General features: G+C 69.9%; 11 protein-coding genes. 2 read left to right on the top strand and 9 right to left on the bottom strand.

Annotated features, from left to right (window positions below):
• Window position 1: 1 nt before the first annotated feature.
• The 8 genes from ACQ754_RS08760 to ACQ754_RS08725 are packed head-to-tail and all read right to left on the bottom strand — an operon-like array spanning window position 2 to window position 8,949.
• A complete protein-coding gene (locus ACQ754_RS08760) occupies window positions 2–790 on the bottom strand; it encodes an SDR family oxidoreductase (protein WP_440996638.1) in 789 nt (262 codons plus the stop codon).
• Window positions 791–802: 12 nt separating this feature from the next.
• Window positions 803–1,570 (bottom strand): glucose 1-dehydrogenase, encoded by a 768-nt coding sequence (locus ACQ754_RS08755; RefSeq protein WP_440996637.1) that lies wholly within the window; start codon window positions 1,568–1,570, stop codon window positions 803–805.
• An 11-nt stretch (window positions 1,571–1,581) separates the two neighbouring features.
• The gene (locus ACQ754_RS08750; RefSeq protein WP_440996636.1) at window positions 1,582–2,475 is read right to left on the bottom strand and encodes an amidohydrolase family protein; all 894 of its coding nucleotides are present in this window, start codon (window positions 2,473–2,475) and stop codon (window positions 1,582–1,584) included.
• Window positions 2,472–3,188, bottom strand: coding sequence for a FadR/GntR family transcriptional regulator (locus tag ACQ754_RS08745; protein WP_440996635.1), 717 nt, complete (start codon window positions 3,186–3,188; stop codon window positions 2,472–2,474). The genes ACQ754_RS08750 and ACQ754_RS08745 overlap by 4 nt, the downstream gene beginning before the upstream one ends.
• A gap of 46 nt (window positions 3,189–3,234) precedes the next feature.
• A complete protein-coding gene (locus tag ACQ754_RS08740) occupies window positions 3,235–4,515 on the bottom strand; it encodes a TRAP transporter large permease (protein ID WP_440996634.1) in 1,281 nt (426 codons plus the stop codon).
• Window positions 4,508–5,014, bottom strand: a complete 507-nt coding sequence (locus tag ACQ754_RS08735; RefSeq protein WP_440996633.1) for a TRAP transporter small permease — start codon at window positions 5,012–5,014, stop codon at window positions 4,508–4,510. Before ACQ754_RS08735 ends, ACQ754_RS08740 begins: the two co-directional genes overlap by 8 nt.
• A 10-nt stretch (window positions 5,015–5,024) precedes the next feature.
• Window positions 5,025–6,029: a TRAP transporter substrate-binding protein gene (locus ACQ754_RS08730; protein WP_440996632.1), complete on the bottom strand. Its 1,005-nt coding sequence runs from the start codon at window positions 6,027–6,029 to the stop codon at window positions 5,025–5,027.
• Complete coding sequence (locus tag ACQ754_RS08725) at window positions 6,013–8,949, bottom strand: FAD-binding and (Fe-S)-binding domain-containing protein (RefSeq protein WP_440996843.1); 2,937 nt, start codon at window positions 8,947–8,949, stop codon at window positions 6,013–6,015. The genes ACQ754_RS08730 and ACQ754_RS08725 overlap by 17 nt, the downstream gene beginning before the upstream one ends.
• 144 nt (window positions 8,950–9,093) lie before the next feature.
• On the opposite strand from ACQ754_RS08725, the gene ACQ754_RS08720 reads away from it, so the two are divergent.
• Window positions 9,094–10,362 carry a D-amino acid dehydrogenase gene (locus ACQ754_RS08720; protein ID WP_440996631.1) on the top strand — a complete coding sequence of 423 codons (1,269 nt, stop codon included), beginning with the start codon at window positions 9,094–9,096 and terminating at the stop codon, window positions 10,360–10,362.
• Here the strand turns inward: ACQ754_RS08720 and ACQ754_RS08715 are convergent.
• Window positions 10,334–11,746: a PLP-dependent aminotransferase family protein gene (locus tag ACQ754_RS08715; RefSeq protein ID WP_440996630.1), complete on the bottom strand. Its 1,413-nt coding sequence runs from the start codon at window positions 11,744–11,746 to the stop codon at window positions 10,334–10,336. The genes ACQ754_RS08720 and ACQ754_RS08715 overlap by 29 nt on opposite strands.
• Before the next feature lie 127 nt (window positions 11,747–11,873).
• Between ACQ754_RS08715 and dctP the strand changes: the two genes are divergently transcribed.
• Entirely contained in the window at window positions 11,874–12,929 is a 1,056-nt protein-coding gene (gene dctP / locus ACQ754_RS08710; protein WP_440996629.1) for a TRAP transporter substrate-binding protein DctP, read from the top strand.
• Window positions 12,930–12,956 lie beyond the last annotated feature (27 nt).

The raw sequence follows: 12,956 nt of genomic DNA, 5'->3' as shown, positions 1-12,956 counted from the left end.
GCTACAGCGCGCGGACCATGCCGCCGTCCACTAGCAACGCCTGGCTGGTGACATAGCCGTTGGCCGGCGAGGCCAGGAACGCCACGACCCGTGCCAGCTCCGCGGGTTCCCCGTGCCGCCCCAGGGGGATGCGGGACAGGCTCTCCCCGCGCACCGCCTCCAGCGAGCGCTGCTCGCGTTCGGCGCGGGCGGCGTCGAGCTCGCGGACCCGTTCGGTGTCGATGCGCCCGGGGCCGATGGTGTTGACCAGGATGCCGTCACCGGCGAGCTCAGCCGCCAGGGTCTTGGTCAACCCCAGCAGTCCGGCGCGGAAGACGTTGGACAGCAGCAGCCCGTCGATGGGCTCGCGGATGGAGGAGCTGGCAATGGAGACGACACGCCCGGCGTCGCTGGCACGCAGGCTCGGCAGCGCGGCGCGCACGCTGCGCACCGCGCTCAGCAGGTTGAGCTCGAAGGCCTGCTGCCAGGTCTCGTCGTCGAAGTCGTCGAAGCGCCCCGGCGGTGGACCGCCGGCGTTGAGGATAAGGCTGTCGATACCGCCGAAATGGGTGATGGCGGTGCCGAACAGGTTATGGATGTCCTCGGCGCGGGTGATGTCGGCCGCCTGGCCCAGCGCCTCCGCGCCGGTCTCCCGCCGGATATGCTCGGCAGCCTCGGCAATGGTCCCCTCGTGGCGTCCCGCCAACACCACCCGCGCCCCTTCGGCGGCAAGGGCGCGGGCGCAGGCGAAGCCGAGGCCGCGACTGGCGGCGAGCACCACCGCGGTGCGGCCCTCTAGCTGAAGGTCCATGGTTCCTCCCCCTTAGTCCTCGTAGATCATGCGTCGGGTCATGCCGCCATCGACGACGAAATTCTGGCCGGTGATGAAACCCGCCTCGTCGCCGAGGAGATAGGCCACCATCGCGGCGACGTCTTCCGGGCGGCCCACGCGTCCGGCGGGATGCTGGGCGTGGTCGGTCTCGCTCAGCGCCGGGTTCTCCCGGCGTCCGTCCGGCTGCCACTGCTCCACGGCGATCCATCCGGGGCTGACTGCATTGACGCGAACCGCCGGCCCCAGGCTCACCGCCAGGGCATGGGTGAGCGCCAGGATGCCCCCCTTGCTCGCCGCATAGGCCTCGGTATTCGGCTCGGACTGCAGCGCCCGGGTGGAGGCGATATTGACGATGGCGCCCCCGGAGTCCGCCAGCGCCGGGGCGGCGGCGCGGCTGCACAGATAGGCCCCGGTGAGATTGGTGGCGATGACCCGATGCCAGTCGGCAGCGTCCTGCTCGGCGATCGGCCTCTCCGGGGCGCCGTGACCGGCGTTGTTGACCAGGGCGTCCAGGCGGCCGAAACGGTGGACCACGGTGTCGAGGAGCCGTCCCACGGCGGGTTCATCGCCCACATCCACGATGAGGTGGGCGACCTCGCCGTGCTCGGCCAGCTCCCGCGCGGTGACCTCCGCCGCGGTGGTATCCAGGTCCGCGATGACCACACGGCTGCCATCATCGAGCAGGCGCCGGGCGATGGCCCGGCCGATGCCCCTGGCGCCGCCGGTGACAATGGCCACCGGTGCCTGCGTCTCCGCCATGTTGCCTCCGCTTACGGGGTTTCCGGGAAACCGTACAACCTTGCCGGGTTGTCCACCAGTATCGCCCGTCGCTCCGCCGGGTCGGGCACCAGGTGCAGGAACTCATCGACCAGCTCGGCGTCATTGGGCATCGGTCCCGGCAGTTGCACGTGGGGCCAGTCGGTGCCGAACAGGCACCGGTCCGGCCGCGCCTCGTGCAGGGCATGGAAGAACGGCGCGACGTCCGTGAACGGGGGGCGGGCCAGGGCACTGGTCCGATTGGGGCCGGTCAGCTTGACCCAGCCCTGGCCCTCGGCGAGGAGTCGGACCAGCGTCCGGAAACCGGGATCCTCGGGGCCACGCTCGGCGGGCACGTGGCCCATATGGTCGACGACGAAGGGCACCGGGAGGCCGGCGAGGCGCTCGCCCAGGCGCTCGAAGCGGGATACGTCGATGAGCAGCTGGATATGCCAGCCGGCGGGGGCGATGCGGTCGGCCAGGGCCATGACGTCGTCGAAACGGATCCCGCCGCGAAAGACCAGGTTGATGCGGATCCCCCGGACCCCGAGGGCGTGCATGCGCTCGAGCTCCGTATCGGGGACGTCCCGGTCCACCACCGCGACGCCCCGCCACTGAATCGGGTCATCCGGGGCGCTCGCGGCCAGGGTATCCAGCATCCGCCGGTTGTCCGTGCCGTAGACACTGGGTTGGACCAGCACTGCGCGCTGGAACCCCAGCGTGGTCAGTAGATGCCGGTAGTCGGCCTCGCTGGCATCGGGGGGCGTGTAGCTCCGCTCCGCCTGGTAGGGGTATTGCGCCTGGGGCCCGAACAAGTGGGCGTGGGTGTCGCAGGCGCCGGCCGGCAGCGGTTCCGCCGGTGGCCGAACTCGGGGATCGGGGCCGGGGATGTCGGGGGGAGTGGTCATGCGATGTCCTCCTCGGTGGCGGTGCGGTCGAGGCCGAGCCGGCGCATGGCGTTGGTGAGATGCACGCGCATGGCCGCCCGTGCCTCCTCCGGCTCGCCGGCGACGATGCCGTCGAGCACGGCGCGATGCTCGGCCTGCACCGTCCGCGAGCGCCCCGAGATCCGGGCGGTGTTGGTGCGCGCGGTGGTGATGGACTCGGCGACGCGGGCATAGAAAAAAGAAAGGAACTCGGGGAAGAAGCGGTTGCCGGTGGCACCGGCGATGGCCTGGTGGAAGGCGAGGTCGTGGTGGGCGCCGGGGCGGTCCTCGTGTACGGAGCGCTCCAGCGCCTCGACGGCGATGCGCATGGCCGACAGGTCCTCGCTGCCGGCATTGGACGCGGCAAGGGCCGCAGCCCCGGCCTCCACCTCCCGCCGGATCTCGTAGACGTGGCGGAGCTCCTCCAGGTCCAGTGTGTCGTTGGACAGGGAAAAGACCGGCCGTTCCGGGAGCTGCTCGGCGACGAAGGTGCCACGGCCCTGGTGCGTCGTCACCAGACCCGCCCGGCGGAGCTCGGCGATGGCCTCCCGGACCGCCGCGCGGCTGATCGCGAAGCGGCCGGCCAGGGCCGCCTCCGTGGGCAGCCGTGTGCCTGGCGGATGGTCCCCGCCGCGGATCTCGCGCTCGAGGACGCTGGCCACCTCGCCGGGCAGCCGGCGGTGCTGTCGGGTCATCCCTCTCCCTCCCGTATGCCGTGCCAGGGGCGTGCCCCCCGATATCCTAGTCGAGAAGACCGGGCAGCCACAGCGTCACCGCCGGCACGTAGGCGATCAGGCCCACTACCGCGATCAGCACTAGCAGGAATGGCCACAGGTGCCGGGCCACCGTCTCGATGCGCAGGCCGCTGACGCTCGAGGCAACGAAGATCGAATACCCCACCGGCGGCGTGACCATGCCGACGGCGAAGTTGATCACCACCATGGCGCCTAGTTGGATGGGATCGAGGCCGATCTGCGCGCCCACGCCCATGAGCACCCCGCTCAGGATGACCATGGCGGAGATGTTGTCCATCACCGCACCGAGCACCAGCAGCATGACGTTGAGCATGAGCAGCAGCAGGATGGGGTTGCCGGTCAGCCCCACCAAGGCCTCGGTGACCCGGGCGGGGATCTGCTCGCTGGCCACGATCCACGCGAAGGCATAGGCGACGGCGATGATGAACATGATCACCGCCGTGGTGCGCATCGAGCGCACCAGGATCCCGGGCAGGGCGCGCCAGTCCAGGTCCCGGTAGAGGAGCAGGCCCACGACGGCGCTGTAGAGCGCCCCCACCATGGCCGCCTCGGTGGGCGTGAAGATGCCCCCGTAGATGCCGCCGAGGATCACCACCGGTGCCATCAGCGCCCAGAAGCCCTGGCGTAGCGCCGTCAGGATCTCCCGTCCCGAGGCACGGGCCTCCATGGCGATGCCGTTACGGCGGGCGTAGACGACACTCACCACACAGAATCCGGCGGCGGCGAGCAGTCCCGGGATCACCCCGGCAAGGAACAGCCGGGCGATGGATTCCTCGGCGAGCACACCCCAGATCACCATGGGGATCGACGGCGGGATCATCTGCCCGAGGGGGCCGACCGCCGTGGCGAGCGCCGCGGCGTAGCCGCGCCGGTAGCCGCGCTCCTCGAGCTCGTCGACCATGATCGATCCCACCGCCGCGGTGGTGGCGGGGGCGGAGCCGGAGATGGCCCCGAAGAAGGTGCCTGCGGCGACGGTGGACATGGAAAGACCGCCGGGCAGGTGGCCTACCAGGGCCGAGGCCACCCGTACCAACCGTCGCGACAGCCCGCCGGCGCTCATGAGCTCGCCGGCGAGGATAAAGCCGGGGATGGCCAGCAGACTATTGACCGTGCTCCCCGCGATGACCCGCTGGGCGAGGATCAGCGGGTTGAGATCGGCGAGCCAGATGCCGAGCGCCGCCAGCAACCCCAGGGTCACCGCGATGGGGACACCGAGCAACAGCAGCGCAAACAGCCCGACGACGAGGACGGTGCCGATGTCACCCATCTGCGTCGCCTCCGCCGCCGGCGGCCCGCAAGGGCGTCGGCCGCAGCACCAGCACGGCCGCGTGGAGTGCGATCAGCGCGCCCCCGGCGGGGAGCGCCGCGTTACGCAGCCACAGCGGATAGCGCATGGCCGCCGATACCTGGTTGGCGGTGAACTCCATGAACTGCCAGCCGACCCACGCCAGCAGCACGCCGAAGGCGAGCACCAGCAGCATGATCGCCCGTTCCAGTGCTTCCTCCAGGGCGGCGGGCAGGAGGCTGATGAGGACGGACACCCGCACGTGGCCCATCTCCCGCACCAGGACACTGGCGAACAGGAATACCGTCCAGGTGAAGGCGAGCTGCGCGGCCTCGTCGCTCCAGGCCAGGGAGGCCTGGAGGACATAGCGGTAGAAGACGCCGAGCAGCAGGCTCGCCACCATCGTCACGGCGCTGAGCACGCCGACTACGATGGTGGCGCCGGCGACCCAGCGGTCCGCGCGATCTAGGTGCCGGTACATCGGGCGATGGCTACTCGCTGACCTGCTCCAGGGCGCGGTCCAGGAGCTCCGGGCCGATGGCGTCGCGGTATTCCTCGTAGACCCCGCTGACGCGGTCGCGGAAGGCCTCGACGTCCTCGACGTCGTTCACCTCCATGCCGGCCTCACGAATGTTGGCCAGGATCTCGTCGTTGTTGCCCGCTACCGTCTCCCGCTGGCGCTCGATGGCCGTCTCCGCCGCGCTGCGCACCGCCTCCTGGAGCTCCGGGCTGAGTGCGTCGAAGGTCTGCTTGGACATCAGCAGGGCCAGGGCGTTGTAGGTGTGCCGGGTCAGCGAGAGGTAATCGGTGACCTCCGGGTACTTGTTGGCGTAGATCACCGGCAGCGGGATCTCCAGGCCGTCGACGGTGCCCTGCTGGACGGCGGTGAAGACGTCGCTCCACGCCATGGGTACCGGGTTGGCACCGATGGCGCGGAAGCTCGCGATGAACAGATCACTGGGCTGCACCCGCAGCTTCACGCCCTCGAAATCCGCCGGCTCGTGGATGGGGCGGACGTTGTTAATGGCGTGCCGGAAGCCCGCCTCCGGGAAGCCCAGCCCGACGATGCCCTGGGAGGCGAGGCGGTCCAGGAGCTCTTGGCCCACCTCGCCGTCCAGCACCGCGTGGGCCTGGGCGTTGTTGGCGTAGAGGAAGGGCAGGTCGTTGAGCTGGAAGCCCGAGTCCAGCTGGCCCACCTGGGTACCGGTGATCACCCCGGCGTCCAGGGTGCCGAGTTGCATGCCCTGCAGCATCTCGGTGTCATTGCCGAGCTGATGGTTGGGGAAGAACTTCACGTCGAACTCGCCGGGGGCCTCGTTCTCCAGCTCCTCGGCGAAGTAGTGCGCGGCGATGGCGTAGGGATCGACCTCGCTGTCGGCGGTGGTCCAGCCGAGGCGGATGGTTGTCTCTGCGTGGGCGACGCTCGCCAGGCCCAGGGTGGCGGCGGCCAGCAGTGCGGTGACCAGCCGGTGGCTGCGGTTATGCGGCTTGCTCATCTCTCGCTCCTTCGCTCCGTTGCGGTTGCCACTGGCCGTCGAGGCGACGCGCCAGTATCTCGATGGGATGGGCGGGACGGATGCCCGCCACGTTGTGGGATTGATGCCGGCAGGAATAGCCCGTCGCCAGGACCGGCCGCGGATCCGCGGCCTCCAGGTGGGGCTGCCAGCCCTGCCGGAACAGCCAGGTACTGGTGTGTTCGTGCTCGCGAAGATGTCCGTAGCTGCCCGCCATCCCGCAGCAGCCGGTGGAGAGGATCTCCAGCTCCAGCCCGGCGCGGGCGAACAGGGTCCGCCAGTGCTCGGCGCTCGCGGGCTCGGCGGTCTGCTCAGTACAGTGCAGCGCCAGCCGGTAGCCGGGCCCGGATGACGGGGCCGACCCCCGCAGGGGCGGCTGTGCCGCCAGCCATTCGGGGAGATGGCGTACCGTGCCACCCCCTTGGGAATGCTCTTCTTCGAGGGCCACCGCCACGCTCGGCTCGACGGCCACCACCGGTCGCCCGGTGGCGGAGACCTCGGCGAGGTGCCGGCCAAGGCGGGTGGCGCTGCGCCGGAAGGCCTTCATGAACCCGTGCACGTGCTGCGCCTTCCCCGATGGCTGGTAGGGCAACACCACCGGCCGATGGCCGGTGCCCTGGATCGCTTGCAGCGCCGCATCCAGCACCATGGGCTCCAGATAGCGGGTGAAGGCGTCCGGCACCACCGCGACGGCCCGCGAATCGGCCCGTAGCAGCCCCAGGGCCGTCGCGTGACGGGCGGGCCAGTCCGCCGCCGCCCGCCAACGGTGGGCGCTTGGCAGCGGGGGCAGGGCGCGCAGCCCCATGCGCCGGGCCAGATCCTGCCCCGGGCGGGCGTGGATCAGGGCGTTCGCCATGCGCGGCAGCCGGGCCAGGGTGGGTAACAGGTGTTCCATGCCGGCGAGGAGGTAGTCCCGCGCCGGCCGTCGGTGGCGACGATGATAGGCATCCAGGAAGCGCGCCCGCATGGCGGGGATATCCACATGGACCGGGCACTGCGTGGCGCAGGCACGGCAGCCGAGACAGCCCTGCATGGACTCATGGGTCACCGCCTCCAGGGCCGCCCGTTCCTCGGCGGGGAGCCGGTCACTGCGCAGCCACTCCCGCAGGAGCATGGCACGCCCCTTGGGGGAATGCACGCGGTCCCGGGTGGCCTTGTAGCTCGGGCAGATCACCTGGGAAATGTCCCAGTCAAAGCAGGCCCCGTTGCCGTTGCACTCGAAGGCCTTGCCCCAGCGCTCGCGCACGCTCGGATCCACCTGCCGGTCGAGTTCGCCGCGCAGGGTCACCCCGTCGACTCGCCAGATGGTGTCCGCGTCACCGTCGGGGCTCACGATCTTGCCCGGGTTCATTCGATTGTCCGGGTCGAAGAAGCGCTTTACCGCGGCAAGGACGCCATAGAGCTCCCGGCCGAAGAAGGTCTCGGTGTACTCGCCCCGCACCCCCTTGCCGTGCTCCCCCCAGAGCAGCCCCCGATAGCGCTGCACCAGCGCCACCACCTCGTCGCTGATCACCCGCAGGCGCTCGGCGTCCGAGGGGTCGGTAAGGTCCAGGGTGGGCCGGACATGCAGGCAGCCCACGTCCACATGCCCGAACATGCCGTAGTCCACGCCGTGGTGGTCGAGCAGGGCGCGGAACTCGCGGATGTAGTCCGCTAGGTGCTCGGGGGGCACCACCGTGTCCTCGACGAAGGGCACCGGCTTGCGCCTGCCGGGGGTGCGGCCGAGCAGGCCGACGCCCTTCGCCCGGACCCCCCAGAGCCGCCGGATCAGCGCTTCGTCGGCGGTGACGTGAAAGCCCGCGTGATCCTCGCGCGCCTCCAGCTCCCCGCGCAGCGCGGCCACCCGCCGCTCCACCACCTCCGGGTCCGTGTCGCTGATCTCGATGAAGTTGGTGACCAGCGGTGGTGCGTCGTCGCCCCGGTCGCCAGCGAGGGCTTCGCGGACCCGCGGCCAGTCGCTGTCGCTGCGGGCCAGGGAGAAGATGCGCTGATCCAGGGTCTCCACCGCGGCGGGTTCGTGGACGAGCAGACGCTGCGCATCCGCGAGGGCGTCATCGAAATCCGGGTAGCGGACCACCACCAGTGATTGGTGCCGGGGTAGCGGGACGATCCGCAGCACCAGCTCCGTGACCAGGCCCAGGGTGCCTTCGGCCCCGGCCACCAGACGCCCGAGATCCACGTCGCCGCTGTCCGGGAAGGCGTCGCGGAGGTTGTAGCCGGTCAGCGACCGGCTCATGGCCGGGAACCGCGAACGGATCGCCTCCCGATGCGGCTCCACGATGGCGCGGAGCGCGCTGGCCGCCCGGGCCCCCGCGGTCTCCGCGGCGCCGGTGGTCTCAGTGGACAGCCGCCGGAACCGGTACCGGCGGCCGTCGGGCAGCGCCACTGCGACCTCCAGCAGGTAATCCCCCGTGCGCCCGTAACGCCGGGATCCCTTGCCGCAGGCGTCGGTCCCGACCATGCCGCCCACGGTGGCCCGGCTCGCCGTCGACGTGTGCGGCGGGAAGAATAGCCCATGGGGGGCGAGGGCGGCGTTCAGCTGGCCGAGCACCACCCCCGGTTCCACGCGGGCCTCGCCGGCCTCCGGGTCCAGGGTGAGGATGCGGTTCATGTGCCGGCTGGTGTCGATCACCACCTGATCGGTCAGCGACTGTCCATTGGTGCCGGTGCCGCCGCCCCGGGGGGCGAAGCGGATATCACGGAAGCGTTGGTCGGCCGCCACCGCCATCAGCCGCTCGCAGTCCTCGCGGTGATGGGGGGCGATCACCAGGGCCGGGAGCACCTGATAGACGCTGTTGTCCGTGGCCATGGCCAGGCGATCGCCGATGCCGTCGAGCACATCGCCCTCGAACCCGGCCCCTCGCAAGGCGGCCGCAAACGGCTTGATCCCCGGCTGTGTCACCGCCAATCGACTCCCACGGGTAATTGTCAGATCTTATTAGGCGGAAAGCCTAAATCAAACATATTTGTCCGACAAGTTCGCCATGCTGGTCACGACGACGTCCGTCCCCCTACACTGCCGGTGCACCACGAACAGGAGGCGATCGTGCACGTACTGGTCATGGGTGGCGGGCTGATGGGCACCGCGACGGCGTATTACCTTGCGGAGGCGGGGCATGCCGTGACCCTGCTGGACCGGCAATCGGAGCTGGCCGCCGAAGGCAGCCATGCCAATGGCGGCATGCTCCATGCCAGCCATACCGAGCCCTGGAACACCCCCGATGCCATTCGCCAGCTGATCGGCTGGATCGGTAGGGAGGACTCCCCGTTGCTGCTGCGCCCCGGCCAGATCCCCAACCTCGCCGGCTGGGGGTTGGGTTTTCTGCGCTACAGTCGCGCCCGCCACCATGAGCACAGCACCCGGGTGAATACCCGCCTCGCGGTATACAGCCTGCGCGAGACACAGGCCCTGCGCGAGGCCCTCGGGCTGGACTACGATGCCGATTCTCGCGGCATCCTCAAGCTCTTCCACAGCCGTCGGGAGCTGGACAAGGCGGTGGAGGCCTCGGCGCTGACGGAATCCCTCGGTGTGCGCTTTGCCCACCTGGAGCCCACCGGCGTGACGGAACTGGAGCCGGCCCTCGCCGGGGTCCGCGAGGAGATCGCCGGTGGCATCCACTATCCCGATGATGAATCCGGTGATGCCCGCCGTTTCACCGAGGCCCTGGGCGCGGCGGTGGTGGAGCGCGGTGGCGAGTTGCGCCTCAATGAGACCATCGAGCGCATTGACGGCGATGCCGGCGGGGTCCGCCGGGTGGTCACCGACCGCGGCGAGATCACGGCGGACGCCTACGTGATGGCTGCCGGCGTGGACGCACCCGCCCTGTTGCGTCCCCTGGGCATCAAGCTCCCGATACGGCCGGTGAAGGGCTACTCCGCCACCCTGGCGGCGGATGACGGTGACGATGTGCCGCGGGTGCCCATCATCGACGAGGAGCGCAAGGTGGTCATCACCCGCCTGGGCCAGCGCCTGCGCCTGGCCGGCACCGCGGAATTCGCCGGCATGGACCGGGAAATCGTCTCCCGCCGGGTGGATATCGTCATCCGCCAGGCCCTGTCCAACTTCCCCGGCTTTGCCGCCCGGGTCGATCGGCGCAGCGCCGAGCACTGGGCCTGCCTCCGGCCCATGACCGTGGACGGCCCGCCCATCCTCGGTGACAGCGGCGTACCCGGGCTGTTCCTCAACACCGGCGCCGGCCATCTGGGCTGGACCTATGCCGCCGGTGCCGGCCGTGTGGTGGCCGATTGTGTGCTGGGCCGGGATCCGGAGATCGACCTGGAGGGGCTCACCCTGGCGCGCTACCGCCGGCGCTGAGCCGTGGGGTGATCTCCCGGCGCAGGAAGTCGAGTAGGCGGGCATCGGTGGCATAGCAGATATTGATGCGCAGCGCCGGCGGCCCCGGGCCGTCGGGCTGTCGGAACAGCGTGCCCGGGGCGAGGAAGATACCCTCCGCCGAGGCCCGCCGGGCCAGGGCCACGTCGTCCATGCCCTCGGGCAGCGGACACCACAGGTAATAGCCGCCGGCGGGCGGCTCGATGCCGTGGATGCCGATGCCCTCCAGCGCGGTGATGGCCTCGGCACCGGCCCGCGCCACCCGCTCGCGGAGGCGGGCCAGGTGTCGGCGGTAGCGACCGCGCAGGATCATGTCGTGGATCATCCGCTCCACGGCCCCCGAGCTGGTGACCACCGTGAGCATCTTGATGTCCGTGAGCGAGTCGATCAGCCCCTCGCCGGCGGCGATATAGCCGCTACGCAGGCCCGCGGATAGGGTCTTGGAGAACGTACCCAGATAGATCACCCGCTGCAGGCCGTCCAGTGCGGCCAGCCGCGGGGTGACATGGGGAATGAGATCGGCGAAGGGGTCGTCCTCGATGAGGATCAGGTCGTGGCGCTCGGCGATACGCAGCAGCCGGTGCATGGCCGCCAGGGACATGGATGTGCCAGTGGGGTTGTGGGCTAGCGGCTGGACGAACATCAGGCGGGGACGGTGGCGCTGTATGGCCGCCTCCAGCGCCGCCGGATCCGGGCCGTCGTGGCCGCGGGGTACCCCGGCCATGGCAGCGCGGTGCAGCCGGAGCTTGCCGAACAGCGGGTAATAGCCCGGGGTCTCCACGAGCACGGTCTCGCCGGGGGTCACGAAGTGGCGGACCAGCAGGTCGAGGGCATGGTTGGCGCCGAAGGTCAGCAGTACCTGCTCGGCGCCGGCGTTGATGGCGCGCTCGGTCAGTGTCCGGGCGATGGTCTCGCGCAGTGGCGGATAGCCGCGCGGATGGCCGTACTCGAAATCGTCCGCTTCCACGCCCTGGCGGTTGCCGCGACGCAGGTACCGTCCGAGCTCCGAGGTCTCCATCCAGCTCACCGGTGGCCGGCCGTCCCCGGCGCGGACCTCGTAGTGCTGGTTGAGCTGCTCGCGCAGCAGAGACACCAGGTCGATGGCCTCGGTGAAGTGCGGCGGCGGTGCGCTTGCCGGATGGCGCACGGGCCGCGCGACATAGAACCCGGAGCCGCGCCGTGCCTCGATGTGGCCGGTGGCCACCAACCGGTCGTAGGCCTCGACCACGGTGTTCTTCGATACGCCGTACTCCCGGGCGGCGGCCCGTACGGAGGCAAGGCGGCTGCCGGCAGGGAGCTGTCCGGCGTCTATACTTGCCCTGATCCGGGCGGCGATGCGATCGGCCCGGGAGCCATTCTCCATCATCCCGTCCCTCAACTGTACCAATTTCGGGAAGGTACAGTATGGAGTACGAATCCCGAAACTGTGCCTTGTTCGAGGGTCCGGATTGTCCGAGCCTGACAATACAACAGCCAAAACGGGAGGAGAGGTCATGACCGAGCGCAGGCTCAATCGCCGTTCGTTTCTCAAGGCGGGTATCGCCGGCGGCGCCGCCGCGTCCACTTTGGGGCTTCCTTCACTCACCCTCGCCCAGGATGGGCCCGAGGTGTCCTGGCGCATGCAGGCGCTCTGGGATGCCGGCACGACGCCCTACGAATTCGAGAAGCGCTACGTGGAGCGGGTCTCGGAGCTGACCGGCGGTCGTTTCAACATCCGCTTGTTCTCCGGTGGCCAGCTCGCCCCGTCCGCCCAGGCCTTCGAGGCGGTGCGCGGTGGGGCCTTCGAGATGATGAAGACCTTCGACGGCTACAAGGCGGGCACCATCCCGGCCTTCGCCTTTACCAGCACCATCCCCTTCGGCTTCGAGCAGCCGGATCAATACGAGGCCTGGTTCTACGAGCGCGGCGGCCTGGAGATGGCCCGCGAGGCTTACGCCCAGGCGGGCATGCACTACATCGCCCCCACGGTCTATGGCCAGGAGCCGATCCACTCCAAGTTCCCACTGCACTCGCTGGACGACATGGCGGGCAAGAAGGGGCGTTTCGTGGGGCTGGCCAGCGCCGTGATGGGCGCCTTCGATGTCTCCGTGACCCCGATGGCGACCGCAGAGGTCTACCAGGCGCTGGAGAAGGGCGTAATCGATTTCGCTGACCGCGGCGACCTGACCGCCAACCTGGAGGCGGGCCTCGACGAGGTGGCCAAGTACGTGATCGTCCCCGGGTTCCACCAACCCACTACCGCCACCAGCTACGTCGCCAACCAGTCGGCCCACGATGAGCTACCCGACAGCTACAAGGCGGCGCTGGAGGTGGCGGCACGGGAGATCTCGGCGGCGCTACGCCAGCATATCCTGGCCCAGGACGTCATCGCCCTGCGCGAGTTCGAGGAGCGGGGCTGCGAGATCATCCACCTGGGTCCGGAAATCGCCAAGAACGGCCGTCCCACGGCGATGGAGGTCTGGCGCGAGACCGCCGGCGATGACGAGCTCGCCGGGCGCATCCTCGACAGCCAGCTTTCGTTCATGCGCGAGCTCGGCCTGATCGGCTGAGCGGCTACCGCCGCCGCCCGTACGGGC

It is taken from the genome of Arhodomonas sp. SL1, assembly GCF_052060015.1.
Taxonomy (GTDB): domain Bacteria; phylum Pseudomonadota; class Gammaproteobacteria; order Nitrococcales; family Nitrococcaceae; genus Arhodomonas.
The sequence above is the reverse complement of the archived record's forward strand: the minus strand, read 5'-3'. Positions and strand labels throughout refer to the sequence as shown.

What these genes read in the sequence shown, in the direction of transcription:
- ACQ754_RS08730 (WP_440996632.1), bottom strand. Translation starts at nt 6,029, where the DNA reads ATGAGCAAGCCGCATAACCGCAGCCACCGGCTGGTCACCGCACTGCTG.
- ACQ754_RS08755 (WP_440996637.1), bottom strand. Translation starts at nt 1,570, where the DNA reads ATGGCGGAGACGCAGGCACCGGTGGCCATTGTCACCGGCGGCGCCAGG.
- ACQ754_RS08750 (WP_440996636.1), bottom strand. Translation starts at nt 2,475, where the DNA reads ATGACCACTCCCCCCGACATCCCCGGCCCCGATCCCCGAGTTCGGCCA.
- ACQ754_RS08740 (WP_440996634.1), bottom strand. Translation starts at nt 4,515, where the DNA reads ATGGGTGACATCGGCACCGTCCTCGTCGTCGGGCTGTTTGCGCTGCTG.
- ACQ754_RS08715 (WP_440996630.1), bottom strand. Translation starts at nt 11,746, where the DNA reads ATGATGGAGAATGGCTCCCGGGCCGATCGCATCGCCGCCCGGATCAGG.
- ACQ754_RS08745 (WP_440996635.1), bottom strand. Translation starts at nt 3,188, where the DNA reads ATGACCCGACAGCACCGCCGGCTGCCCGGCGAGGTGGCCAGCGTCCTC.
- dctP (WP_440996629.1), top strand. Translation starts at nt 11,874, where the DNA reads ATGACCGAGCGCAGGCTCAATCGCCGTTCGTTTCTCAAGGCGGGTATC.
- ACQ754_RS08735 (WP_440996633.1), bottom strand. Translation starts at nt 5,014, where the DNA reads ATGTACCGGCACCTAGATCGCGCGGACCGCTGGGTCGCCGGCGCCACC.
- ACQ754_RS08760 (WP_440996638.1), bottom strand. Translation starts at nt 790, where the DNA reads ATGGACCTTCAGCTAGAGGGCCGCACCGCGGTGGTGCTCGCCGCCAGT.